At 71.4% G+C, this 23,660-nt stretch carries 23 protein-coding genes and 1 riboswitch; of the genes, 12 read left to right on the top strand and 11 right to left on the bottom strand.

Translation table 11 applies throughout. The features are described from left to right. The first annotated feature begins 216 nt into the window (after nt 1-216). Both dnaB and ACFYYT_RS16045 read left to right on the top strand, forming a co-directional pair. Nucleotides 217-1,680: a replicative DNA helicase gene (dnaB, locus tag ACFYYT_RS16050; RefSeq protein ID WP_351822223.1), complete on the top strand. Its 1,464-nt coding sequence runs from the start codon at nt 217-219 to the stop codon at nt 1,678-1,680. 9 nt (nt 1,681-1,689) lie between these two features. Next, nucleotides 1,690-3,075 (top strand): serine hydrolase domain-containing protein, encoded by a 1,386-nt coding sequence (locus ACFYYT_RS16045; protein ID WP_351822164.1) that lies wholly within the window; start codon nt 1,690-1,692, stop codon nt 3,073-3,075. A 9-nt stretch (nt 3,076-3,084) separates the two neighbouring features. Here the strand turns inward: ACFYYT_RS16045 and ACFYYT_RS16040 are convergent, their stop codons facing one another. Genes ACFYYT_RS16040 through ACFYYT_RS16030 form a run of 3 tightly spaced genes read right to left on the bottom strand, consistent with a single transcriptional unit; the run spans nt 3,085 to nt 5,726 of the window. Beyond that, entirely contained in the window at nt 3,085-4,260 is a 1,176-nt protein-coding gene (locus tag ACFYYT_RS16040; protein ID WP_351822167.1) for a winged helix DNA-binding domain-containing protein, read from the bottom strand. 54 nt (nt 4,261-4,314) lie between these two features. After that, a complete protein-coding gene (locus ACFYYT_RS16035; protein ID WP_351822170.1) occupies nt 4,315-4,776 on the bottom strand; it encodes a GNAT family N-acetyltransferase in 462 nt (153 codons plus the stop codon). Between the two features lie 50 nt (nt 4,777-4,826). Further along, on the bottom strand, nt 4,827-5,726 hold the full coding sequence (locus ACFYYT_RS16030; protein ID WP_351822173.1) for a GNAT family N-acetyltransferase: 900 nt from the start codon (nt 5,724-5,726) through the stop codon (nt 4,827-4,829). Nucleotides 5,727-5,869: 143 nt separating this feature from the next. Between ACFYYT_RS16030 and ACFYYT_RS16025 the strand changes: the two genes are divergently transcribed. Next, on the top strand, nt 5,870-6,520 hold the full coding sequence (locus ACFYYT_RS16025) for an HAD-IB family phosphatase (protein ID WP_351822176.1): 651 nt from the start codon (nt 5,870-5,872) through the stop codon (nt 6,518-6,520). Next, complete coding sequence (locus ACFYYT_RS16020) at nt 6,514-7,842, top strand: globin domain-containing protein (RefSeq protein WP_351822226.1); 1,329 nt, start codon at nt 6,514-6,516, stop codon at nt 7,840-7,842. Before ACFYYT_RS16025 ends, ACFYYT_RS16020 begins: the two co-directional genes overlap by 7 nt. Before the next feature lie 32 nt (nt 7,843-7,874). Here the strand turns inward: ACFYYT_RS16020 and ACFYYT_RS16015 are convergent, their stop codons facing one another. The 4 genes from ACFYYT_RS16015 to ACFYYT_RS16000 all read right to left on the bottom strand — a co-directional run bounded on the left by ACFYYT_RS16015 (nt 7,875) and on the right by ACFYYT_RS16000 (nt 11,142). Next, complete coding sequence (locus ACFYYT_RS16015) at nt 7,875-8,354, bottom strand: NUDIX hydrolase (protein ID WP_351822179.1); 480 nt, start codon at nt 8,352-8,354, stop codon at nt 7,875-7,877. A gap of 60 nt (nt 8,355-8,414) precedes the next feature. After that, nucleotides 8,415-9,311, bottom strand: a complete 897-nt coding sequence (locus ACFYYT_RS16010) for a LysR family transcriptional regulator (RefSeq protein WP_351822182.1) — start codon at nt 9,309-9,311, stop codon at nt 8,415-8,417. A 178-nt stretch (nt 9,312-9,489) separates the two neighbouring features. Further along, nucleotides 9,490-10,653 (bottom strand): cystathionine gamma-lyase, encoded by a 1,164-nt coding sequence (locus ACFYYT_RS16005; RefSeq protein WP_351822184.1) that lies wholly within the window; start codon nt 10,651-10,653, stop codon nt 9,490-9,492. Nucleotides 10,654-10,761: 108 nt separating this feature from the next. Then, the gene (locus ACFYYT_RS16000; protein WP_351822187.1) at nt 10,762-11,142 is read right to left on the bottom strand and encodes a phage holin family protein; all 381 of its coding nucleotides are present in this window, start codon (nt 11,140-11,142) and stop codon (nt 10,762-10,764) included. A gap of 92 nt (nt 11,143-11,234) precedes the next feature. Between ACFYYT_RS16000 and ACFYYT_RS15995 the strand changes: the two genes are divergently transcribed. The 4 genes from ACFYYT_RS15995 to ACFYYT_RS15980 all read left to right on the top strand — a co-directional run bounded on the left by ACFYYT_RS15995 (nt 11,235) and on the right by ACFYYT_RS15980 (nt 13,385). Then, nucleotides 11,235-11,552 carry a cupin domain-containing protein gene (locus ACFYYT_RS15995; protein ID WP_351822190.1) on the top strand — a complete coding sequence of 106 codons (318 nt, stop codon included), beginning with the start codon at nt 11,235-11,237 and terminating at the stop codon, nt 11,550-11,552. 153 nt (nt 11,553-11,705) lie between these two features. Then, nucleotides 11,706-11,933 (top strand): DUF5326 family protein, encoded by a 228-nt coding sequence (locus ACFYYT_RS15990; protein WP_351822193.1) that lies wholly within the window; start codon nt 11,706-11,708, stop codon nt 11,931-11,933. 160 nt (nt 11,934-12,093) lie between these two features. Then, a complete protein-coding gene (locus tag ACFYYT_RS15985) occupies nt 12,094-12,840 on the top strand; it encodes a helix-turn-helix domain-containing protein (RefSeq protein ID WP_351822196.1) in 747 nt (248 codons plus the stop codon). 95 nt (nt 12,841-12,935) lie between these two features. After that, nucleotides 12,936-13,385 (top strand): SsgA family sporulation/cell division regulator, encoded by a 450-nt coding sequence (locus ACFYYT_RS15980; RefSeq protein ID WP_351822199.1) that lies wholly within the window; start codon nt 12,936-12,938, stop codon nt 13,383-13,385. A gap of 28 nt (nt 13,386-13,413) precedes the next feature. On the opposite strand, the gene ACFYYT_RS15975 is transcribed toward ACFYYT_RS15980, so the two are convergent. Further along, nucleotides 13,414-14,844: a YibE/F family protein gene (locus ACFYYT_RS15975; RefSeq protein ID WP_351822202.1), complete on the bottom strand. Its 1,431-nt coding sequence runs from the start codon at nt 14,842-14,844 to the stop codon at nt 13,414-13,416. Nucleotides 14,845-14,883: 39 nt separating this feature from the next. Beyond that, nucleotides 14,884-15,028, top strand: a riboswitch (TPP riboswitch). Between ACFYYT_RS15975 and thiC the strand changes: the two genes are divergently transcribed. Both thiC and ACFYYT_RS15965 read left to right on the top strand, forming a co-directional pair. Next, the gene (gene thiC, locus ACFYYT_RS15970) at nt 15,023-16,810 is read left to right on the top strand and encodes a phosphomethylpyrimidine synthase ThiC (RefSeq protein WP_351822205.1); all 1,788 of its coding nucleotides are present in this window, start codon (nt 15,023-15,025) and stop codon (nt 16,808-16,810) included. Its footprint overlaps the riboswitch before it by 6 nt. Nucleotides 16,811-16,975: 165 nt before the next feature. Continuing rightward, on the top strand, nt 16,976-18,025 hold the full coding sequence (locus ACFYYT_RS15965) for an aldo/keto reductase (RefSeq protein ID WP_351822229.1): 1,050 nt from the start codon (nt 16,976-16,978) through the stop codon (nt 18,023-18,025). Between the two features lie 109 nt (nt 18,026-18,134). On the opposite strand, the gene ACFYYT_RS15960 is transcribed toward ACFYYT_RS15965, so the two are convergent. From ACFYYT_RS15960 to ACFYYT_RS15950, 3 genes are all read right to left on the bottom strand, one after another. Beyond that, nucleotides 18,135-18,956 (bottom strand): hypothetical protein, encoded by an 822-nt coding sequence (locus tag ACFYYT_RS15960; RefSeq protein ID WP_351822208.1) that lies wholly within the window; start codon nt 18,954-18,956, stop codon nt 18,135-18,137. Nucleotides 18,957-19,104: 148 nt separating this feature from the next. Then, entirely contained in the window at nt 19,105-20,370 is a 1,266-nt protein-coding gene (locus ACFYYT_RS15955; RefSeq protein ID WP_351822211.1) for a metallophosphoesterase, read from the bottom strand. A gap of 231 nt (nt 20,371-20,601) precedes the next feature. Then, nucleotides 20,602-21,717: a LacI family DNA-binding transcriptional regulator gene (locus tag ACFYYT_RS15950; RefSeq protein WP_351822214.1), complete on the bottom strand. Its 1,116-nt coding sequence runs from the start codon at nt 21,715-21,717 to the stop codon at nt 20,602-20,604. A gap of 362 nt (nt 21,718-22,079) precedes the next feature. Between ACFYYT_RS15950 and hisC the strand changes: the two genes are divergently transcribed. Together hisC and ACFYYT_RS15940 are read left to right on the top strand one after the other, a co-directional pair. Then, nucleotides 22,080-23,162, top strand: a complete 1,083-nt coding sequence (gene hisC / locus ACFYYT_RS15945) for a histidinol-phosphate transaminase (protein WP_351822217.1) — start codon at nt 22,080-22,082, stop codon at nt 23,160-23,162. Nucleotides 23,163-23,313: 151 nt separating this feature from the next. Continuing rightward, nucleotides 23,314-23,660, top strand: a 347-nt coding sequence (locus ACFYYT_RS15940; RefSeq protein ID WP_388608180.1) for an IS5 family transposase, incomplete at its 3' end; no start/stop codon positions are given.

Here is a 23,660-nt window from a genome sequence, read left to right as displayed (position 1 = left end):
CCCACAGCATTCGCTCCGTCGTCCACATCTCATCCACACAGCCTGTGGATAACAAGATTGGCTGACGTCGCCCGCGGGCCTACCGTTGGGCGTTGCCCGACGCGCCGAGAGCCGGTTCGGGCGCCCCTAATGTCAGAGCCGTGTCGTAGAAAGAGTGACACGGCGAGGTCCGCGTTGCGGACGGGAGGAGGCGGCCCGGTGAGCATGCCCGAGCCCATGGACGACCCCTGGGCCGACAGCGGTCCCAGTGACCGTCTGCCCGCCCGCACCCGCCGCAACGGCGAGGGCCGCGGCCGCGGGGACGACCGGGACGACAGGGGCCGCGAGGGCGGCTCCTGGGACGGCGGCGGAGGCGGCTTCGAGCGCGTCCCGCCCCAGGACCTCGACGCCGAGCAGTCGGTGCTGGGCGGCATGCTGCTGTCCAAGGACGCGATCGCGGACGTGGTCGAGGTCCTCAAGGGCCACGACTTCTACCGGCCCTCGCACGAGACGATCTACCAGGCCATCCTCGACCTGTACGCCAAGGGCGAGCCGGCCGACCCCATCACGGTCGGCGCGGAGCTCACCCGGCGCGGCGAGATCAGCAAGGTGGGCGGGGCCTCGTACCTGCACACCCTGGTGCAGTCCGTGCCGACGGCGGCGAACGCCGAGTACTACGCGGAGATCGTCCACGAGCGGGCCGTCCTGCGCCGCCTGGTCGCGGCCGGTACGAAGATCACGCAGATGGGGTACGCGGCGGACGGCGACGTCGACGAGATCGTCAACAGCGCCCAGGCCGAGATCTACGCCGTCACCGAGCAGCGGACCTCCGAGGACTACCTGCCGCTGGGCGACATCATGGAGGGCGCGCTCGACGAGATCGAGGCGATCGGATCCCGCTCGGGCCAGATGTCGGGCGTGCCCACCGGGTTCACCGACCTCGACTCCCTCACCAACGGCCTGCACCCCGGCCAGATGATCGTCATCGCCGCCCGCCCCGCCATGGGCAAGTCGACGCTCGCGCTGGACTTCGCCCGGGCCTGCTCGATCAAGAGCAACCTGCCCAGCGTCATCTTCTCCCTCGAAATGGGCCGCAACGAGATCGCGATGCGCCTCCTGTCGGCCGAAGCCCGGGTGGCACTGCACCACATGCGTTCGGGCACCATGACCGACGACGACTGGACCCGGCTCGCCCGCCGGATGCCGGACGTCTCGGCCGCCCCGTTGTACATCGACGACTCCCCCAACCTGTCGATGATGGAGATCCGCGCCAAGTGCCGTCGGCTCAAGCAGCGCAACGACCTCTCGCTCGTCGTGATCGACTACCTCCAGCTGATGCAGTCGGGCGGCTCGCGCCGGCCCGAGAGCCGTCAGCAGGAGGTCTCGGACATGTCCCGAAACCTCAAGCTCCTCGCCAAGGAGCTGGAGGTGCCGGTGATCGCGCTGTCGCAGCTGAACCGTGGCCCCGAGCAGCGCACGGACAAGAAGCCGATGGTCTCCGACCTGCGTGAGTCCGGCTCGATCGAGCAGGACGCCGACATGGTGATCCTGCTGCACCGTGAGGACGCCTACGAGAAGGAGTCCCCCCGCGCGGGTGAGGCGGACCTGATCGTGGCCAAGCACCGCAACGGCCCGACGGCCACCATCACCGTGGCCTTCCAGGGCCATTATTCGCGGTTCGTGGACATGGCCAACACGTAGCATCCGATCATGGACGCCCTCTCTGAAGATCTGGAACTGCTCCCCTCCACCCGGCGCGCGCTGAGGCACCGGATCGCCGTCGCACAGAGCGAGGGGCGGACCCCGTCGCTGGTGGCGGCCGTCTCGCGCGGCGGGGAGCTGGTCTGGGAGGGATCCGCCACCTCCGTCGCGGGCCACGGGCCGGACGGCGACGTGCAGTACCGGATCGGATCGATCACCAAGACCTTCACGGCCGTGCTGGTGATGCGGCTGCGGGACGAGGGGCTGCTGGACCTGTCGGACCCGCTGGGCCGGCACCTGCCCGGGACCGCTGCCGACGGGGTGACCATCGCCCAACTGCTCGCCCACACCGGCGGACTGGCGGCCGAGACCCCCGGCGAGTGGTGGGAGCGCTCGTCCGCCGCCCTGCGCCCCGGCCTGGACGAGGTCCTGGGCGAGGAGCCCTTCCGGCACGCGCCCGGACGCGTCTTCCACTACTCGAACCCCGGTTACACGCTGCTGGGTTCGCTGGTGGAGGCGCTGCGCGGAAAGCCCTGGGAAGAGGTGCTGCGGGCCGAGGTGCTGGAGCCGCTGGGCCTGGACCGCACCAGCGGTGAGCCGCGCGCCCCGCACGCCGGGGGCTGGGCGGTGCATCCGTGGGCGGATCTGATGACGCCGGAGCCCGCTGAGGATCTCGGCGTGATGGCCTCGGCCGGGCAGCTGTGGTCCACGCCCCGGGACCTGGCGCGGTTCGCGGACTTCCTCCTGCGCGGCGACGAGCGGGTGCTGAGCGCGGCGAGCGTACGGGAGATGCGCGCCCCGGCCGCCACCGCCGCGCCCGGCACCGTCGAGGGCGGCTACGGGCTGGGCCTCCAGCTGAGCGACGTCGGCGGCCGGCGGCTCGTGGGCCACGGCGGCTCCCTGCCGGGGTTCGTCGCCGGGCTGTGGCTGAGCGAGGACGAGGACCTGGCGGCGGTGGTCTTGTCCAACTGCACCTCGGGAGTGCCCGCTTCGACGGTGGCGACGGACCTGATCGGGATCGTCGCCGAGGCGGAGCCGCGGTTCCCCGAGCCGTGGCGCCCGTTCCGCGCGTCCGAAGCGGTACCGCTGGAACTGGCCGGCCTCTGGTACTGGGGCACCGCGGCGCATGTGCTGCGGCTGCGCGCGGACGGCTCGCTGGAGCTGGCCCCGGCGGGCACGAGCGGCCGCGCGGCCCGCTTCCGCGCCGAACCGGACGGCAGCTGGACGGGACTGACGGGCTATTACGCGGGAGAGACCCTGCGGGCCGTCCGCCGCGGCGACGGTACGCCGAGCCACCTGGACCTCGGGTCGTTCGTGTTCACGCGCGAGCCCTACGACTCCGAGGCCCCGGTGCCCGGCGGGACGGACCCGCAGGGCTGGCGGGGCATCGGCTGACGGGCCCGCTCAGGCGGTGAGCTCGCGCTCCAGCGGGGTGCGGAACCTCGGGGTGACACGGGCGTCGCCCACCCAGTCGGCGAGCCGGGCGGCCTCCGCGGCGATCGCCTGCGCGGCTTCCCGGCCGGGGTCGGCGAGCAGTCGCCACACGATCTCGCCGTCGGGCCGCTGTGCCCAGCCGCCGACGATCTCGCCGTTCCACCACACGGTGGGGCCGATGTTCCCGGCGTAGTCGAACAGGGCGGGCCGGTGGGCGGCGTCGAGGTGGAAGCTCCGGTCGGCCCAGCCCATGCCGCTGGGATCCAGCCCCGGCAGCAGCGCCGCCCAGGGCTCCGGGGCCGGTTCCGGGGCGGTGTCACCGGGAGAGACGAGCGCGGTCCGGCCGTCGTCGAGCCGGACCTCCTCGGGCCCCACGGCGGCCAGTGCCTTACGCGCCTCGGTGAGGGTCCAGCCGGTCCACCACTTGAGGTCGGCCTCGGTGGCGGGCCCGTAGGAGCGCAGCCACCGGCGGGCGAGCTCGGCGCGGGCCGCCCCGGCGGGTACGGGGGGCCAGGGCAGGGTGTGGACCCAGCGGAACTGGCTGGAGGTCCACGTTCCGCGAGGCCGGTCCCGGCGGATCCGGCCGTCGGCGGCCAGCAGCCGGATCACCCGGGTGACGACGCCCGTCTCGGCCTCGTACTTCTTGCCCCGGCCGATGGTGATCTTCTGCCGGAGGGCGGGGACGGCCGCCGAGAGCTGGCTCCCGGTGGCGGGCCCACCGGTGTCGAGGGCGTGGAGGGCGGCCGCTTCGGCCGAGGCCAGCCAGTCGGCGTCGAGTCCCCCGCCGTCCTCGGCGAGGTGCTTGAGCAGGCTCCGGCGTTCCTTCGCGGCGATTCCCCGTGCGGTGGAGGAGTCCACGTACGGGGCGAGCTCGGCGGACACCGCGAACAGGGTGTTGCGCATGCTGAGCAGGCGGACCAGGCTGACGTCCTCGTACAGGGCCCGCTCGATGTCCGACGGTCCGCCTCCGCGGAGGCGGGCGCGGGCGGAGAGGTAGACGGTGGCGGCGTCGGTGGCGTGGAGCGCGACGACGGCGTCCGCCGCCAGGGTGGCGGACGCCGCGCGGGCCGACGGTGCCAGGCAGTGGCGCCGGCCCAGTCGGTTGCGGCGATCGGCGGCGGTGACGAGGGGGAGGCTGCGGCTCATCCTCCGGATCGTAGGCCGGGCCACCGACAGCGGCCCGGCCCGCGCCCGGAGCCGTCAGAGCTGGAGCTTGAACCCCACGTGGGAGGCGGTGAAGCCGAGCCGCTCGTAGAACCGGTGGGCGTCGGTGCGCGTGACGTCCGAGGTGAGCTGGACCAGCTGGCAGTTCTCCGCCCGGGACCGCTCCACGGCCCATTCGACGAACCGGGTGCCCAGACCGCTGCCGCGCTCGTCGGCGTGGACCCGCACGCCCTCGATGATGGAACGGGTGGCCCCCTTGCGGGAGAGGCCCGGCACGATCGTGAGCTGGAGGGTGCCCACCACGCGGTCCCCGCGGACGGCGACGACCACGTGCTGGCAGGGGTCGTCGGTCAGCCGCTTCAGGGCGGCGACGTACGGGGTCAGGTCGTCCGGGGACTCCCGGGTGGCACCCAGCGGGTCGTCGGCCAGCATGGCGACGATGGCGGGCAGGTCCGCCTCGGTGGCGGGCCGGATGGCCAGCTCGGGGGTTTCGGTCATGGCAGTGCCTTTCTGTCTGTTCTCCAGCCCATGGATCGGGCTGTACTCGTTCAGCCCGCGGCGACGGTCAGCGGGGCCCAGCGGCGGGTCCAGTCGCCGGGAAGACCGGGGACGTCCCGGGTCATCACGGCGTTGAACGCCAGGGATTCGAGGCCCCGGGCCTTGAGCCACGTGAGCAGTTCCTCGTGGCGGACGTCGACGTCCGTGCGCAGGGGCCGGTCGGTGGTGGCGGCCAGAGCCGTCACCAGGGCCCGGGCCGTGGCGGTGTCACGGGCGATCAGCGGGCCGACGACATGGGTGTCCATGTTGGGCCAGAGGGCCGCGTAGCCGATGAGCGAGCCGGAGCCGTCCTCGGCGACGAGCACCTTGTCGGCGAAGGCGGGCAGCCGCGTGATCATGTGGGTGCGGTCGGTGCCGAACACCTCGGTGTCCAGGCGCACGATCCGGGCGAGGTCCTCGGCCGTGGCCGGCCGGACCGGGACGGCTGCGGCGTCACCGGGCTCGGGGTGGAACGGGCCCCGGACCATTTCGGCCCGGCCCGTGGTGTCGAAGCCGAGCTCCTCGTAGAGCGGGCGGCCGTAGGGGGTGGCGTGCAGGGTGAGCGGCACACCGGCGAGGACGTCGTCGCAGACGTGCGCCATGAGGCGGCGCCCGAGGCCCTGGCGGGCGTACCGGTCGGCGACGAGCACCATGCCGATGGCGGCGAGTTCCGGTGCGGCCGGGCGGTACCCGTAGCGGGTGACGACACAGGCCGCGGCCAGCCCGTGCCCGTCGGGTGCGTCGACGCCGTAACCGGTTCCGGCGGCGAGGAGCAGCCCCCACTTGTGCTCCTCGCGGGGCCAGCCGCGGTCCTCGGACAGGTCGGCGCAGTGACGGAGGTCGCCCGGGTACAGCGCGCGGATGGGCAGGTCGGTGAGCGGTGATGGTGTCACCGGCCCAGAGTGGATCATCTGCTCGGGAGGCGTCCAGGGGATTCGGAAGGTCGGTCAGGTCGATGTTTCACGTGAAACACCGGCCGGCCCCGCGTCGGGTGGATGTTTCACGTGAAACGGCGCTTGTTTCACGTGAAACACCGGGACTAGCCTCGGCGACCATGACGCTGCTGCACCTCTTCGATCTCGACGGCACGCTGATGTACGGGTCGGCCGCTCCGGTGGAGATCTCCCGGCAGCTCGGCAAGGCGGCCGAGATCGCCGAACTTGAGCGGGCCTTCGGCGCGCGGGAGATCGGCCCGCACGAGTTCTCGGTGGCCGCCCACCTGCTGTGGGCGGACCTCACGCCCGCGCACGTCCGCGCCGCCTTCGACGGCTCCCCCTGGCTGTCGGGCATCCGGGAGGTCTGGCAGGAGATCCGCGAGCGCGGCGACTACTGCGCGGTGATCTCGCTGTCGCCGTCCTTCTTCGTCGAGCTGCTCCTGGAGTGGGGCGCACACGCCGCTCACGGATCCGTCTTCCCGGAGGTGCCCTTCACCCGCCCCGTCGAGGTGGCGGGCATCTTGACCCCCGAGGCCAAGGTGGACGTGGCGGAGCGGCTCTGCGAGCGGTTCGGGGTGACCCGGCGGGACTGTGTGGCGTACGGGGACTCCATGACCGACGCGGTGCTCTTCGAAGCGGTGCCGCGCTCGGTGGCGGTGAACGCCCGGCCCTACCTGGCCGAGCGGGCGACGCACGTCTACGAGGGCCGTGACCTGCGGGAGGCGTACCGGCTCCTCGGCGCGGGCCGCCCGGGGGCCGCAGCATCTTAGGGGGGAAGGGGCTCCCGGACCCGGATTTTCCCCATTCCCCCGCAGTGCCTTCGGGCGGCTGGCACGCTGTGAAGCCCGGACCACGGATTCGAGGCCGTGGCGCGTGCAGACCGACCGAGATGCTCGAAGCGAGGCACCGCATGGACGCTCCGCCCACCAGATCGGCCAGACCGACGGGCCGGATACCTTCCGGGGACGGTGCGGTCGAACCCTCCCCGGACGCCGTGCTGATCCGCCGGACCCTCACGGAGATCGCACCCGTCGCCGACCGGGTGACTTCGTACTTCTACGCCTTGTTCTTCACGGCCCACCCGGAGTTCCGGGAGATGTTCCCCGCGGCCATGGACACCCAGCGGGACCGGCTGCTGAAGGCCCTGCTCACCGCGGCCGAGCACATCGACGACCCGGCGGTGCTGACCCCGTACCTGCGCCGTCTCGGCACCGGCCACCGCAAGTACGGGACCATGGCCGGCCACTACCCGGCGGTGGGCGAGGCCCTGCTCGGAGCCCTGGCCCGGTACGCGGAACTCAGCTGGGGGCCGGAGACCGAGGCGGCATGGGTGCGTGCCTACACCGCGATCTCCCAGATCATGATCGATGCCGCGGCCGAGGACGCGGCGGCCCCGGCCTGGTGGCACGCGGAGGTGGTCTCCCACGACCTGCGCACCTCGGACATCGCGGTCCTGACGGTCCGTCCCGACCAGCCCTACCCCTTCCTCGCCGGGCAGTACACGAGCCTGGAGACCCCGTGGTGGCCCCGGGTGTGGCGGCACTACTCCTTCGCCTCGGCGCCGCGCACTGACGGGCTGCTGTCCTTCCACGTCAAGGCCGTCCCGGCGGGCTGGGTCTCCAACGCGCTGGTGCGGCACGCCCGGCCCGGCGACGTGCTGCGGCTGGGACCGCCGGCCGGTTCGATGGTGGTGGACCACAGCACGGACAACGGGATGCTGTGCCTGGGCGGAGGAACCGGGATCGCTCCGATCAAGGCACTCATCGAGGACGTGGCCGAGCACGGCGAACGGCGTCCGGTGGAGGTCTTCTTCGGGGCGCGCAGTGACCACGACCTCTACGACAAGGACACCCTGCTCGGCCTCCAGCGCTCCCACCCGTGGCTGTCGGTGCGCCCGGTGGTCGGCGAGGGGCTGGCGGGCCAGCTGCCGCAGGCGGTCGGCGAGCACGGGCCGTGGAGTTCGTACGACGCCTTCGTCTCGGGGCCGCCCGCGATGATCCGCAACGGCGTCGACGCCCTCAAGCGCATCGGGATCCCCGGGGAGCGCATCCGGCACGACGCGATCGAGGAGCTGGCGGGCGCGGCCGGCTGAGACCGTCCGGGCCCGCCCGCTCCCCGCAGCGGTCAGCCCAGGTCGGGGGCGTGCATGGCGCGCACCCCCTCGATGTTGCCGTCGAGGTAGTGGCGGAGGGAGAGCGGGACCAGGTGCACCGCGGCGATGCCGACCCGGCTGAAGGGCACGCGGACGATCTCGTATTCGCCCTCGGGCTCGTCGATCTCGGGGCCGTGCCGTTGGGCGAGGTCCATGGACTCCAGGTGGCAGACGAAGAAGTGCTGCACCTTCACCCCGGTCACACCGCCGGAGGCGATGTGTTCGACGGTGTCGACGAAACACGGCACCACATCGGTGATCTTGGCGCCGAGCTCCTCGTGGAGCTCTCGGTGGAGGGCGTCGACGACGGTGGCGTCCGAAACCTCCACTCCCCCGCCCGGCGTGAGCCAGTACGGGTCGACGCCGGGCTTGGTGCGCTTGATGAGGATCAGGTCGTCACCGTCGAGCAGGATCGCGCGGGCGGTGCGTTTGACCACGGGGCGTTCGGTCATGGGAGAAGAGTGGCCCAGGACTCGGGTTCTGAAACGCGCCAGGGTCCGAAACCCGGCGGCTCACCAGAGCGCGGCGGCGCGCAGCAGACGGTCGTGGGCGCGGGCGAGGTGCGCGAGGGCCAGACTGCCGGTCCGTACGGCGAGGAACCAGGTGCGCAGCGGCGGCAGGGCGGGTTCCAGCAGGGCGACGACCTCCCCGCGGTCGAGGGCGTCGCGGCACAGGTAGCGGGGCAGGACGGCGAGGCCGGCTCCGGCGCGCACACATTCCCGTACGGCGCGCAGATCGGGTACGACGACGGTGGCGGCGCAGTCGGGCACGGAGTCGAACACGGCGGTCCAGTAGCGCGTGACGAGCGGCAGGCTCTCGTGGATCTCGACGACCGGGATCCCGTCGAGGGCCGCCGGTCCCTTCGCGCGCAGTTCGGCCGGGTCGGTCAGGGCGGCCCAGTACGGCGCCGCGACCAGGACCAGTTCCTCGTCGCAGAGCGGGCTCGTGGTGAACAGCGCGCCGCGCGGCCGCGAGGTGGTGACGACGAGGTCGTGCTGCCCGGCGGCCAGCCCGTCGAGGCTCTCCCGCGCGTCGGGTGCGAGGGCGGTGCGCAGGTTCTGTCCCTGCCCGACCAGGGGTGCGAGGGCGGGGAGCACCCGCAGGCACAGGAACTCGGGGGGCCCGGCGAGGTGGAGGGTGCGCGAGGTGCCGCCGGCCTCGCGCTCGGTCTCGGCGATCCGCAGCAGCGCGTCCAGGTGCGGGGCCGCCTTGTGGGCCAGCTCGTCGCCGACGGCGGTGGGCGTGACCCCGCGGGCGCGGCGGTGGAACAGGGGCCGGCCGAGCTGGCGCTCCAGGGTGCGGATCTGTGAGGTGACGGCGGGCTGGGACAGGCCGAGCAGCGCGGCGGCCCGGGTGAAGGAGCCGGCGCGGTGGACGGCGACGAAGGTGCGCAGCAGGGCCAGATCCATGGCGGCCCCTCTCGGTGGGGGCCTTCAACTATAAATATGCCGATAGGCCCCTGTCGTTACCGTGATTGGACTCTGACGCTGAGTCAATTAGCCTTGTCGATGTGGTTCTTCTGGTACGGAACCCGGGGCGGTCCGAGCCACCAGGGGGGAGGCTCGGACCGCGTTCCCCCGTCCGCCTTCAGGCTCCGGGGCCTGACAGGGCAAGGGCCCGCAGGACGTCCGCGACCAGGTCCCCGGGGTCCTCGGCGCCGGCGGAGAAGCGGATGAACCCCTCCGGCACGGCGTCGCCGCCCCAGCGTCCGCGCCGCTCCGCGGTGGACCGTACTCCGCCGAAACTCGTGGCGTCCTCCACCAGGCGCAGAGCGTCCATGAAGCGTTCCGCGTGCCCCCGGTCGGGCAGCACGAAGGAGACGACCGAGCCGAACCCGCTCATCTGCCGGGCCGCCGTCTTGTGCGAGGGGTCCGAGGGGAGGCCCGGGTAGCGCAGCCCGGTCACCTCGGGCCGGTCGGCCAGGGCTTCGGCGACGGCCAGGGCGTTGCCCCACTGGCGCTCGGCCCGCAGCTGGATGGTGGCCAGCGAACGGTGGGCGAGCCAGGCCTCCATCGGACCCGGGACCGCGCCCACGATCTTGCGCCAGCGGCGGACGCAGGCGGCCAGGGCGGGGTCGGCGCAGACGACGTAACCGAGGAGCAGGTCGCCGTGGCCGGTGAGCCCCTTGGTGCCGCTGGCGACGGAGAAGTCCGCGCCGAGCTCCAGGGGCCGTTGCCCGAGCGGGGTCGCGAGGGTGTTGTCGACGGCGACCAGGGTGCCGCCTTCGTGGGCGGCCGCCACGAGACGGCGTACGTCGCAGACGTCGAGGCCCGGGTTGGAGGGGGTCTCGATCCACAGCAGCCGGGCCCCGTCGAGCGCGGTGAGCTGGGCCTCCTCGGCGGTCGGCGCGGTGCGCACGTGTATCCCGTACGCCTCCAGCTGCTCGCGGACCAGCGGGAGCGCCTGGTAGCCGTCGTCGGGCAGGACGACGGTGTCGCCGGTGCGGGCCTGGGAGAGCAGCACGGCGGAGACCGCGGCCATGCCGGAGGCGAAGACGACGGTGTCCACGTCCCGGCCGGGCGCCTCCAGTTCCCCGATGGCGCGTTCCAGCAGGGTCCAGGTGGGGTTGGTGTCGCGGCCGTAGGTGTACGGGCCCGCCACGTCGCCGGGGAGGTGGAAGTGGGCGGCGAAGACCGGCCCGGGCAGCGGCGGCTCGTTCTTGACGGGCTCGGGCAGTCCGGCGCGCACGGCGCGCGTGGCGTCCGCGTACCGGCCGGCGGCGGGGGGCCCGCCCGCGGGGTGATCGTTCACGGGGTGGTCTCCTTCAGGGCTGCGCGTACGGCGTCCGGCAGGCCGGGGTCCGGCGCGGGGTGGACGCGTTCCCGGACGACGAGGCGGACGCGGTACACGGCGGTCCGCTCAGTTCTTGTCGGGGAGGGCCAGGTTCACGGCCCACGAGACGAGGGAGATGATGAGTCCGCCGAGGACCGCGGTCCAGAAGCCGTCCACGTGGAAGCTGAGATTGAACTGCTTGGCCAGCCACGAGGTCAGCAGCAGCATCAGCGCGTTCACCACGAGGGTGAACAGGCCGAGGGTGAGGACGAACAGCGGGAACGACAGCAGCTTCACCACGGGCTTGACGATCAGGTTGACGAGGCCGAACACCAGCGCCACCAGGATCAGGGTGAGGGTGCGGCGGCCCGTGCTGCTGCCGTCGTCGAGGGTGATTCCGGAGAGCAGCCAGACGGCGACGGCCAGGGCCGCCGCGTTGGCGAGCGTCTTGACTACGAAATTCGTCATGTGTCTGATCGTGGCAGAGAAGATCCCGGTGGGACATCGGCAGATCAGCGGATCCCACGGCGGCACCGAGCAAGGCAAGGGGCACGACAAGGATGAAGGCCTTCAGGCTGGACGAGCTCGAGGCGGAGCGGATCGCCAACGACGGCGCCTACCTCCAGTTCCTGCACGAGCGGAACATGTCGGTGGGGCTGTACGCCCTGGAGGCCGGCCAGAGCGATCCGCAGCAGCCGCACCGGCAGGACGAGGTCTACTTCGTGGTGAGCGGGCGCGCCTCGATCACGGTCGGGGACGAGACGACGACGGTGGCGAACGGCAGCGTCGTCTACGTGCCGGCCGGGGTGCCGCACAAGTTCCACCACATCACCGAGCCGTTGAAGGTGATGGTGGTCTTCTCCCCGCCGGAGGGATGAGCGGGCCGGTGAGCGGGCCGACGGGCTGAGGGTCGCGCGCCCCGACCCCCTAGGGGGCGGGTCAGGGGGTTCCGAGGGCTCGCGGCCCCCCGTCGGTGACCCCGTCCTCCTAGCATCGGAGCAGGAAGTCACGGACGAGGAAGAGGTAGGAACATGGACGGCATCCGAGCGACGTTCGCGGGCACGCCCTGGTGGGTCAAGTGGGTGGCCGTCCCGCTGCTGGCGCTGTACGTGTTCGGCGGGGTGATCCTCAGCATCCTCAGCACGCTGATCACCTTCGCGTTCAAGGCGCTGCTCTTCGTCGCCCTCGTCGGCGGTCTGATCTTCGTGGTCAAGAAGTTCACCGGCCGCGGCTCGAAGACCTCCTCCGGCGGCTGGTAGTCCGTACCGTTCCCGGTGTTCCACCCGGGAGCGGTACGGGGATTGACCCAGGAGAGGGAACGGCACCGGCCAAATCGCCCGCACCGCACGGCCGGTGGATAGGGTCGCGATCTGCGCCGTTCCCTGGGGGTGAGCATTGTCTTCGGTCCACAACGCCGGCGTGCCGACCCTCATCGGTTCGGTGCAGCGGGCGCTGCGGCTGCTGGAAGCGGTGGGATCCCATAGCGGGGGAGCCCCGGCGAAACAACTGGCGCGTGAAGCCGGGCTCCCGCTCCCCACGGCGTACCACCTGCTGCGCACCCTGACGCACGAGGGTTATCTGCGCAGGGAGAGCGGCGTGTTCCTGCTCGGAGACGCGGCCGGCCGGCTGGCGGACGCCGGACTTCAGCAGAAACGTCGCAGCATGATCCTCGACTCGCTCGCGCACTTCCGCGACGCGGTCGGCGCCCCGGTCTACTTCGCGGTCTACCGCGAGGGGGAGATCGAGGTCGTGGGCGTCTGCGACACCCCGGCCAGCCCGGCCTGCGAGGAATGGGCCGACTTCCGCGAGACCGGCCACGCGCACGCCATCGGGCAGTGCCTGCTGGGTCAGCTCGACGAGAAGACGCGCCGGGACCACTACGACCGTCATCCGGTCGGGGCCATCACGCCCTACACCGTGCGGGACCTCGGCGCCCTGGAGGCGCGGATCGGTTCCATGGAACGGATGCAGCCGGTGATCGAGCGCCAGGAGTACTCCCTCGGAACGGTGTGCGCGGCCATCCCGATCACGGCCGGAGACACCGCCGCGACGATGGCCATTTCTCTCCCCTTGTGCCAGGAAGATCGGTTGCTGTCCGTAGTCGATCGGCTGCGTCGTGAAGTAGGCGCGCTGCTGAGCAGCCTCTCCTTCTCTATCAGTATCTGAAAACTCACTCCTTGTGATCTGCTGGCGCTTACACCACCCTTGTGGGACGGCCTTGAGGGACCATTCCTGGCCACTTCCACTACAGCGGGGTAGCAATGCGCGAGTCGGTACAGGCAGAGGTCATGATGAGCTTCCTCGTTTCCGAGGAGCTCTCGTTCCGGATCCCGGTGGAGCTCCGGTACGAGTCCCGCGACCCCTACGCGGTGCGCCTGACGTTCCACCTTCCCGGAGACGCGCCCGTGACATGGGCGTTCGGCCGGGAGCTGCTGCTCGACGGCATCAACAAGCCGTGCGGTGACGGAGACGTGCACATCGCCCCCACCCACCCGGAGGGGCTGTCCGACGTCCACATCCGGCTCCAGGTCGCCGGTGACCGGGCCCTGTTCCGCGCGAGCGCGGCGCCGCTCGTCGCGTTCCTGGACCGCACCGACCGACTGGTGCCGCTCGGTCAGGAGCGCAGCCTCGGCGACTTCGAAGAGAACCTCGACGAGGCGCTCGGCAAGATCCTCGACGACGCGCGGCAGAACGAGCAGAACGCCGGCTGAGGGCTGAGGGGCGGCCGTCGGCGGTCCGTCAGCGCTTGCGCCTGCGGCCCCGGCCACCGCGGCCCGTCTTCGCGGGCCCGTCGGAGGCCTCGGGCCCCGGCCGGTCGGCGGAGACCACCAGCGCCGCGAGCGCCGTCGTCACGGGGACCGAGGCCACGAGCCCGATCGACCCCACGAGGGTCCGTACGATCTCCTCCGCGACGAGCTCGCTGTTGGCCACCGAACCCATACTGCTGTTCGCGATGGAGAACAGCAGCAGCAGGGGCAGCGCGGCACCCGCGTACGCGAGCACCAGGGTGTTCACCACCGACGCGATGTGGTCGCGGCCGATCCGGATGGCCGCCCGGTACAGGGCCCGAGGGCCCATCTTCGGGTCGGCCTGGTGGAGTTCCCAGACGGCCGAGGTCTGCGTCACCGTCACGTCGTCGAGGACGCCGAGGGAACCAATGATCACACCGGCGAGCAGCAGACCGCTCATGTCGATGGACGGGTAGAGGCCGTGGATCAGCCCGGTGTTGTCGTCCGTGTTGCCGCTCAGGAACGCCCAGTCGATGAACAGCGAGCCCAACAGCCCGATCAGCAGCAGGGAGGCGAGGGTGCCGAGGACGGCGACCGAGGTCCTCGCCGTCAGCCCGTGGCACATGTAGAGGGCGATCAGCATGATCGCGCTCGCTCCGATGACGGCGACGAGCAGCGGGTTCGAGCCCTGGAGGATGGCCGGGAGGATGAACAGCGTCAGGATCCCGAAGCTGACCACCAGGGCGATGAGCGCGAAGAGACCGCGCATCCGCCCGACCACGACGACCGCGACCGCGAAGATCGCGGCCAGCAGCGCCATCGGGAGCTTGCGGTTCACGTCGATCACGGAGTACTGGAGGTCACGCGGCGCGTCCGGCGCGTACGCGACCACCACCTCCTGGCCCTTCTCCAACTGCCGCGGCGCGCCCGGCTGGATGATCTCGAAGAAGGCCCGGCCCTTCTCCGGTCCGCTGCCGACCTCGACGGTCGCCTTCTTGCACTCGCCGGTCTGCGCGGCCTGCGCCTCGCGTCCCTCGGGAGTGGAGGTGTCGCCGGTGGGCGGCACTTGGGAGGCGTTCACCGATTTGCAGTCGACCTTCGCCAAGGCGACGACCGTGCCCTGCTGGGTCTGGCGGTCGAAGCCCACCCCGGTCCGCTCGTGGGCCGGGGCGCCGCCCGGCCAGAGCACCGCCATGCCGATGAAGACGGCGGCGGCGAAGGGGATCAGCACGGCGGCGATGACCTTGCGCAGGTGCTTGGAGACCGGAGCCGCCGGCCCGTGGCCGTGGCTGTGGCCGTGCGCATGACCATGGGAGGCACCGGCCGCGGGTCCATGAGGCGCGTGGTCGTGACCGGTGTGGCCCTGGTGATCCGTGGGCTCGGTGGGGGGCTTCGTCGAGGACGTCACTGGCAGATCATCGCAAGAGATGAGGGGGCCCACTATTCAGCACGCCACAGATGACGCTAGCGTGGGGGCACCTTTGCACAACGCGGGAGCTCGGAGCACCGGGCTGAGAGGGCGCTGATCACCGTACGCGCATGAGAATGCGTACGGGAAGAGGCTGCGTCGACCGCCGAACCTGTTACCGGGTAATGCCGGCGTAGGGAGATCAGGTCTCATGACCATTCAGGACGCACGCACGCCTGCCGTCAGCCAGGACGCCGACGGCCAGACCGAGCGCCAGCCCGGCTGGCACAAGGGATACCTGGCGGGCTCCCGCCCGGACATCCGGGTGCCGGTCCGCCAGGTCCACCTCACCAACGGCAAGGACGTCACGCTCTACGACACGTCCGGTCCGTACACCGACCCGCAGATCGACACCGACGTCCGCCGGGGCCTGGCGCCCCTGCGCGAGAACTGGATCATCGGCCGCGGTGACACCGAGGAGTACGCGGGCCGTCCCGCACGCCCCGAGGACGACGGCATCAAGCACACCTCGCCCCGCGGCGGCCTCAAGAACCTCGACGCGGTCTTCCCGGGCCGTCCCCGGCTGCCCCGCCGTGGCCGCGGCGGCGCCGCCGTCACCCAGCTCGCGTACGCCCGCCGGGGCGAGATCACCCCGGAGATGGAGTACGTCGCGATCCGCGAGAACGTCTCCCCCGAGGTCGTCCGCGAAGAGATCGCCGCAGGTCGCGCCGTCCTTCCCGCGAACGTGAACCACCCGGAGATCGAGCCGATGATCATCGGCAAGCGGTTCCTGGTGAAGGTCAACGCCAACATCGGTAACTCCGCGGTCACCTCCTCCATCGAGGAGGAGGTCGACAAGATGACCTGGGCCACCAAGTGGGGCGCCGACACGGTCATGGACCTCTCGACCGGCCGCAACATCCACACCACCCGCGAGTGGGTGCTGCGCAACTCCCCCGTTCCGATCGGCACCGTGCCGCTGTACCAGGCGCTGGAGAAGGTCGACGGCCGGGCCGAGGAGCTGACCTGGGAGATCTACAAGGACACGGTCATCGAGCAGGCCGAGCAGGGCGTCGACTACATGACGGTCCACGCCGGAGTGCTGCTGCCCTACGTGCCGCTCACCGCCCGCCGCAAGACGGGCATCGTCTCGCGCGGCGGCTCGATCATGGCCGCGTGGTGCCTGGCGCACCACAAGGAGAACTTCCTCTACACGAACTTCGAGGAACTCTGCGACATCCTCGCGACCTACGACGTCACGTACTCGCTCGGTGACGGCCTGCGCCCCGGCTCCATCGCGGACGCCAACGACGCCGCGCAGTTCGCGGAGCTGAAGACGCTGGGCGAGCTGAACACGATCGCCAAGCGCCACAACGTGCAGACGATGATCGAGGGCCCGGGCCACGTCCCGATGCACAAGATCAAGGAGAACATCGACCTCCAGCAGGAGATCTGCGAAGAGGCGCCGTTCTACACGCTCGGCCCGCTGACCACGGACGTCGCGCCCGCGTACGACCACATCACCTCCGGCATCGGCGCCGCGATGATCGCCTGGTGGGGCACCGCGATGCTCTGCTACGTCACGCCCAAGGAGCACCTGGGCCTGCCGAACCGGGACGACGTCAAGACGGGCGTGATCACCTACAAGATCGCCGCCCACGCCGCCGACCTGGCCAAGGGCCACCCCGGCGCCCAGGAATGGGACGACGCCCTCTCGGACGCGCGGTTCGAGTTCCGCTGGGAGGACCAGTTCAACCTGGCGCTCGACCCGGTCACGGCCCGGGAGTTCCACGACGAGACCCTGCCGGCCGAGCCCGCGAAGACCGCGCACTTCTGCTCCATGTGCGGTCCGAAGTTCTGCTCGATGAAGATCTCCCAGGACATCCGCCGTGAGCACGGCGGTGACCTGAAGGCCGACGAGATCCAGGCGGGCATGGCGGAGAAGTCCGCCGAGTTCGCCGCCGCCGGGAACAGGGTGTACCTGCCGCTGGCGGACTGACCGGACACACCGGGGGGAGTGCTGCTCCCGGCCGGCGGACCGCCGCCGTCCGGGAGCAGCACGTGTCCGGAACAAGGGAGTTGCGGGAGTTCCGGGAGCTGCCTGGCCGACGGGACGCTCTTGCCCTGGAGTGCGCTCCAGCTCCTAGAGTGCGGCCGCATGACCATGCGATACCGAAATCTTGGCGGGACCGGCATCGAGGTGAGTGCGCACTGCCTCGGCACGATGATGTTCGGGGCGGTGGGGAATCCGGACCACGAGGAGTGCGCCCGGATCATCCACGCCGCGCTCGACCGGGGCATCAACTTCGTGGACACCGCGGACATGTACTCGTCCGGTGAGTCGGAAGTGATCGTCGGCAAGGCGCTCAAGGGGCGGCGCGACGATGTCGTGCTGGCCACGAAGGTCCACTTCCAGATGGGAGAGGGCCGCAACCGCAGCGGGAACTCCCGGCGGTGGATCGTACGGGCGGTGGAAGACAGCCTGCGCAGGCTCGACACCGACTGGATCGACCTCTACCAAGTGCACCGGCCGGATCACACGACCGATGTCGAGGAGACGCTGGCCGTCCTCGGCGACCTGGTCAGGGCCGGGAAGATCCGGTCCTTCGGGTGCTCGACCTTCCCGGCGGAGGAGCTGGTCGAGGCCCATCACACCGCCGAGCGGCGGGGCCTGCCCCGCTTCCGGACCGAACAGCCGCCGTACTCGATCCTCGCGCGGGGGATCGAGGCGGACGTCCTGCCCGTCGCCCAGCGCTACGGGATGGGCGTGCTGACCTGGAGCCCGCTCGCGTCCGGCTTCCTGAGCGGCAAGCAGCGCCTCGGCCGGCCCGTGGACCTGACGTCCGGGCGGGCGGCGCTGAACCCGGCGCGCTTCGACCCGGCGATCCCGGGCAACGTCGCCAAGCTGGAGGTCGTGGAGCGGCTCGTCGAGCTGGCCGAGGAGATCGGCTGCACGCTCCCGGAGCTGGCGGTCGCCTTCCCCGTGGCGCACCCCGCGGTCACCTCGGTGATCATCGGGCCTAGGACGATGGAGCAGATGGAGTCGCTGGTGAAGGGCGCCGGTCTGGTGCTCGACGACGACGCGCTGGACCGGATCGACGCGATCGTGCCGCCGGGCGTGAACATCTACCACCCGGACGGGGTGTGGCGTCCGCCGGCGCTGACGGACGCCGGACTGCGGCGGCGGCCCCTGGGCCGGCGGGCCGCGGGCTAGCGGCGGGGGTTCGGGAGGGGCGTTCCTTGCGATGTTTCACGTGAAACACCCGCCGAGTTTCACGTGAAACACCCGCCGACCGTACGGGGAGCCCGGAGCCGGTCCGTGGTTACTCCGGCTCGTGCTCCGGGCCGCCGAAGTCCGGGCTGGTGAAGTCCGGCGGCGTGTAGCCGGGCCGGGGTCCCTCTGAGCGGGACCCCGGACTGCTGAAGTCGGGCCGCGAGTAACCCAGGTTGGGGATGCGCCCGGCTTCCGGGGTGCGGGGTACGGGATAGCCCGGCCCGGCACTCGGATCGGCCAGTGCGTCCCGCAGGAACGGCACGATGCCCCGTTCCAGCAGGGCGTGGCGCCAGGCCTCGCGGGCCCGCGCGAGTTCGTCGGGTACGGACACGGTCTCCTCGGCGGCGACTTCCGTGGAACTGTTGCGTATCGCGGTCACCAGCAGCCCGATCACCGCGAACAGCAGGGCGGCTACGGTCAGCGCGCCGAACAGCCAGCCCGCCGTCAGCATCGTGTCGGCGAACGCCGGTGAGGGCTCGACCACCTTCAGGCTGTAGCCCACCAGCAGGAAGATCAGCATGGCGGTGCCCGCGAGGACGGGCGCGAGGACCCCGACCACGGCGCTCACACCGGCGCCGCCGCCGTCGCCCTGGTCGTCGGTGCCGTCCTCACGGGCGCTTCCCGGAGCCGTCAGGATCCCGTCGCGCAGTTCCTCGCGGAGCTTGACGTAGTGGGCGTACTCGGCGGCGGCCGCCGCGGTGAGCAGTGCGGTGGCGCCGAGGGCCATCGTGCGCAGTTGTTCGGCGTTCAGCCGTTCGCCCAGAGGGGCGAGTTCGGGCCGCTCGTCCGCGGTGCGCAGCGCCTCGTCGAGGAGCCGGTGGAATTCGGGCCGGTCTTCGGTCAGCAGGTGCGGAGCGCTGGTCATGTGCATCCCCCGATGCTCCGTAGAAGCCGGTATGCCCGCGTAGACCCGGGCGCCGGCACAAACGGAGGAGAGCCTGCTACGGATAGAGCGATGGTAGAGCGCCCCTGCCACACGGTGACAGGGGCTTTGCTGAAATACCCCGCTCCGAGAACGCTCAGTCGCTCAGAGGTAGTTGAACGACGAGGAGCTTGCCCGCCATGGTGACGCCGCCGTCCATGGCGATGGCCAGTCCGTCCGCGTACACGTGGGGTCCGTCGACGGCCTCCGGGCCGCGCGACTCGTCGCCGTCCTCGGTGCCCACTTCGCCGAGCAGGTACGGGATCGGGCTGTGTCCGTGGACGACGCGGCCGCCGCCGTAGGTGCCGATGAGCTCGCGCACGGCGTCGGGTCCGGTTTCCTCGTCGCGGAAGGCGAACCGCTTGGTGAACTTCCGGAACAGGTCCCACGTGATGTCGGCGTCGTGGCGGTTGAGCAGCTCGTGGATGGTGTCGTTGACGTCCTCGATGGAGCTGCCGTAGTCGAGGTAGGCGGTGGTGTCGGAGTGCAGGAGCAGGTGCCCGTCCGCGAGGGTGGCCGCGTCCAGCCGGGACATCCACTGGAGGTGGACGTCCTCCAGCCGGTCCATGTCGGAGCGCTGCCCGCCGTTGAGCAGCCAGGCCGCCTGGAAGGTGGCGGTTCCGGCGCCGGACTGCACGGGCGTGTCGCCGAACCGCTTCGCGCCGATGAGGAGCAGCTCGTGATTGCCCATCAGGGCCTTGCAGTAGCCGCCGGCGGCGGCGGCCTCGGCGGACAGCCGCATGACGAGGTCGATGACCCCGATGCCGTCGGGCCCGCGGTCGGTGAAGTCGCCGAGGAACCAGAGCCGGGCGTTTCCGGCGGACCAGTGGCAGTCGCCGTCGATCAGGCCCTGGGCCTGGAGTTCGGTGATGAGCTCGTCGAGGTAGCCGTGGACGTCCCCGACGACGTAGAGGGGGCCCGGACCGGCGGCCGCCGGAGCCTCCTGGGGCACGTACTGGACCTGGACGGTGTCGCCGGGGCCGCCCGGTGCCGCGCCGCGGCCGATGACGGGCAGGTCGCGCTGGGTCGGCGTGTAACCGTCGTCCTCGGCGTCCGACTCGGGGAACTCCGCCTGAGCGGCGGGACGCTGGTGCGGGACGGTTTCCGTACCGGAGCGGGCGACGGGCGCGGGCTCCGGGTGGCCGCCGGGCTCCGGCGCGTACCCGGGCTCCGGCGCGTACCCGGGCTGCTGGTCGGCGGCGGGCGCGCCCTCCGCGTAGTAGGCGGGGTACTCGCCGTACACCGGGCCCTCGCCGGGCATCCCGGTGGACACGGGGTACGGGGCGGGTTCGCTGACCGGCACCCGGAAGTCCCGCAGCGTGTCCGTCCGCATCGCGGGTCCCTGACCGGCCCCCTGAGTCATCGACCCCTCCACCACCGTCGCGCTGCCGTACACCTGCGGACCCTCCTGACCTCCTGGGCGGAGGGTCCGTGATGTCGTGCGCCCATCATAGGAATGCGGCTCGCGCTCTGTGACGCACCAGGGGTGGTGAATCCTGGCCGGAGCCGGTCCTTCCTGACGTTTTCTCCCGATATGGGTGTTGTCGAAATGCTCGGCGGGGTCGTCGGTCCCGCCGTTGCGGCCGTGTGGCGGTCAGTCCTGGGCCGGTGAGCGGGGTGGGCTGACGGTGGTGCGGGGTGTCCTGCGCTGCGAGGAGGTACGGATGATCAGCTCGGTCGGGACGACCTGTTCGACGGGCCGTCCGGTGTCGACCCCCTCGATCGCGTCGATCAGCAGCTGCACGACGGCGGTGCCGATGCGGCGCGGTTTCAGGGAGAGGGTGGTGATGGGCGGCTCGGTGTTCGCGTAGACGGTCGATTCGCTGCAGCACACGAGGAGCAGGTCCTCGGGCACGCGCAGGCCGTAGCGCCGGGCGGCGGCGAGCAGGTCGGTGCCGTTCGGGTCGAACAGGCCGTACACGGCGTCCGGCCGGTCGGGCCGGGCGAGGAGCCGGTCGGCCGCGACCGCCCCGGCGCACGGGTCGTGGGCGGGGTAGGACTCGTAGACGGGGTCTTGTCCGACGCGCTCGCACCAGCTGAGGTACGCGGTCGTGGAGAGCCGGGTGTAGGTGTCGGTGGTGGTGCCGGTCAGCAGCCCGATGCGGCGGGCTCCGGCGGCGGCGAGGTGGTCGAGCAGGCCCAGGACGGCGGCTTCGTGGTCGTTGTCGACCCAGGCGGTGACGGGGAGGGTGCCGGCCGGACGGCCGTCGGAGACCACGGGCAGGCCCTGGCGGACCAGTTCGCTGACGACGGGATCGTGGTCGGAGGGGTCGATGACGACGGTGCCGTCCAGGGCCACGTTGGACCAGACGTCGTGTCGCGAGGTGGCGGGGAGGATGACCAGGGCGTAGCCGCGGGCGAGCGCGGCGGAGGTGGCGGCCCGTGCCATCTCGGCGAAGTAGGCGAATTCGGTGAAGGTGAAAGGTTCATCCCCGTACGTGGTCACGGTCAGGCCGATGAGGCCGGACTTGCCGGTACGGAGGGTCCGGGCGGCGGCGGAGGGGCGGTAGCCCAGCCGGTCGGCCACTTCGCGGACGTGGCGGCGGGTGGCGTCCGGCAGCCGCCCCTTGCCATTGAGCGCGTCGGAGACGGTCGTGATCGAGACGCCCGCCGCGGCGGCCACGTCTCTGATGCCGGCGCGGCCCTGTCGCCCGCCGGCTCGCCGGGTGGTCTCGGTCCGGCTCACCTGATGCTTCCCTGCTGCTGTCATGGCGAGCCGATAGTAGGGCTCGGAGGGGTGGGTGGTCCGGGTGCATATGCACGCGTTGACAGGCACGATTCTGCATGGTTCGCCACCCCCAATGACCTTGGAAAAGTAGGCATTTTGGGGCTCCGAGCCGGAGTGGTGCTTGTCGGCGGGTACGAGCATGCCAAAACCGAGCCGCCCCGGACCGGCCGCAACTCACCTGTACGAGGGATGCGCGCCACGGCGCAGGCCAGTGGCGCGCGCATATATGCGCGCGCTCCCCCCATGTTCCGGGCGCCCACCATTCTCGGATCGGCGGAATCCTCATATGGTGAGCAGTATTGAGTCGACGGAGACGTCGACGGGACGGTCGAGGAGGACCTGCGGTGAGCGAGAAGAGCCCGAAGCTGCGCGCCGAGCTGGACGGCATTCCCACCTACAAGCCCGGCAAGCCCGCGGCCGGGGGCGGGGCCGTGGCGTTCAAGCTGTCCTCGAACGAGAACCCGTACCCCCCGCTGCCGGGCGTCCTGGAGAGCGCGGTCGCGGCCGCGGGCCGGTTCAACCGCTACCCCGACATGGCGTGCACCGGCCTGGTGAACGAGCTGGCGGATCGTTTCGGGGTGCCGGTCGAGCACATCGCGACCGGCACCGGCTCGGTGGGCGTGGCCCAGTCGCTGATCCAGTCGACGGCGGGCCCGGGCGACGAGGTCATCTACGCCTGGCGGTCCTTCGAGGCCTACCCGATCATCACGCAGATCTCGGGTGCGACGTCCGTTGAGGTCCCGCTGACCGACGGGGACGTGCACGACCTCGACGCCATGGCCGCCGCGATCACCGACCGGACGCGCCTGATCTTCGTCTGCAACCCGAACAACCCCACCGGCACCGCGGTGCGCCGCGCCGAGCTGGAGCGGTTCCTGGACCGGGTCCCCTCGGACGTCCTGGTGGTGCTGGACGAGGCCTACCGCGAGTTCGTGCGGGACATCGAGGTGCCGGACGGCATCGAGCTCTACCGCAGCCGCCCCAACGTGGCCGTGCTGCGTACGTTCTCCAAGGCGTACGGCCTCGCCGGCCTGCGGGTCGGCTTCGCGGTGGCGCACGAGCCGGTGGCCGCGGCGCTGCGCAAGACGGCGGTGCCCTTCGGTGTGAGCCAGCTCGCGCAGGACGCCGCCGTGGCCTCGCTGCGGGCGGAGGACGAGCTGATGGGCCGGGTCGGGGCGCTGGTCGGCGAGCGCGCGCGGGTCCACGGCACGCTGCTGGCGCAGGGCTGGACGGTGGTCCCGGACACCCAGGCGAACTTCGTGTGGATGCGGCTGGGGGAGCGGACCGCCGAGTTCGCGGCGGCCTGCGAGAAGGCCGGTGTGGTGGTCCGGCCCTTCGCGGGCGAGGGCCTGCGGGTCACGATCGGTGAGACCGAGGCGAACGACCTCTTCCTGCACACGGCGGAGGCCTTCTTCAAGGAGATGTAGTCCTCGGCGGAGCTGCGGTGCCGTGGAGCTGCGGTGCTGCGGTGCCGTGGTGCTGCGGTGCCGCGGAGCCGCTGGGGCCGGGGTTCCGTCGGGGCGTGTCCCCGGCGGGACTAGGGCGTGTCCGCAATGTAGGTCGGTCGTTGCTCCGTTCGTGGTGCGACGTCATGAGGTGACTGATCAGGCCTGGGATGTGATCGGGCCGTTGCTGGCTCCGCCCCGGATGGGGCGGCCCGTGCGGGACCGGCGGCAGGTCCTCAACGGGATCCTGTGGAAGCTGTCCACGGGGGCTGCCTGGCGGGACCTGCCCGAACGCTACGGGCCGTGGAAGACCGTCTATGAACGGTTCCGCCGCTGGTCGGCGGACGGAACCTGGGACCGGCTCCTGGCCCACGTCCAGCAGCACTCGGATGCGATCGGTGAGGTCGACTGGTCGATCGTCTGCGTCGACTCGACGATCGTGCGGGCCCACCAACATGCGGCGGGGGCCCGAAAAGGGGG

It is taken from the genome of Streptomyces sp. NPDC002032, assembly GCF_042890765.1.
GTDB lineage: Bacteria > Actinomycetota > Actinomycetes > Streptomycetales > Streptomycetaceae > Streptomyces.
The sequence above is the reverse complement of the archived record's forward strand: the minus strand, read 5'-3'. Positions and strand labels throughout refer to the sequence as shown.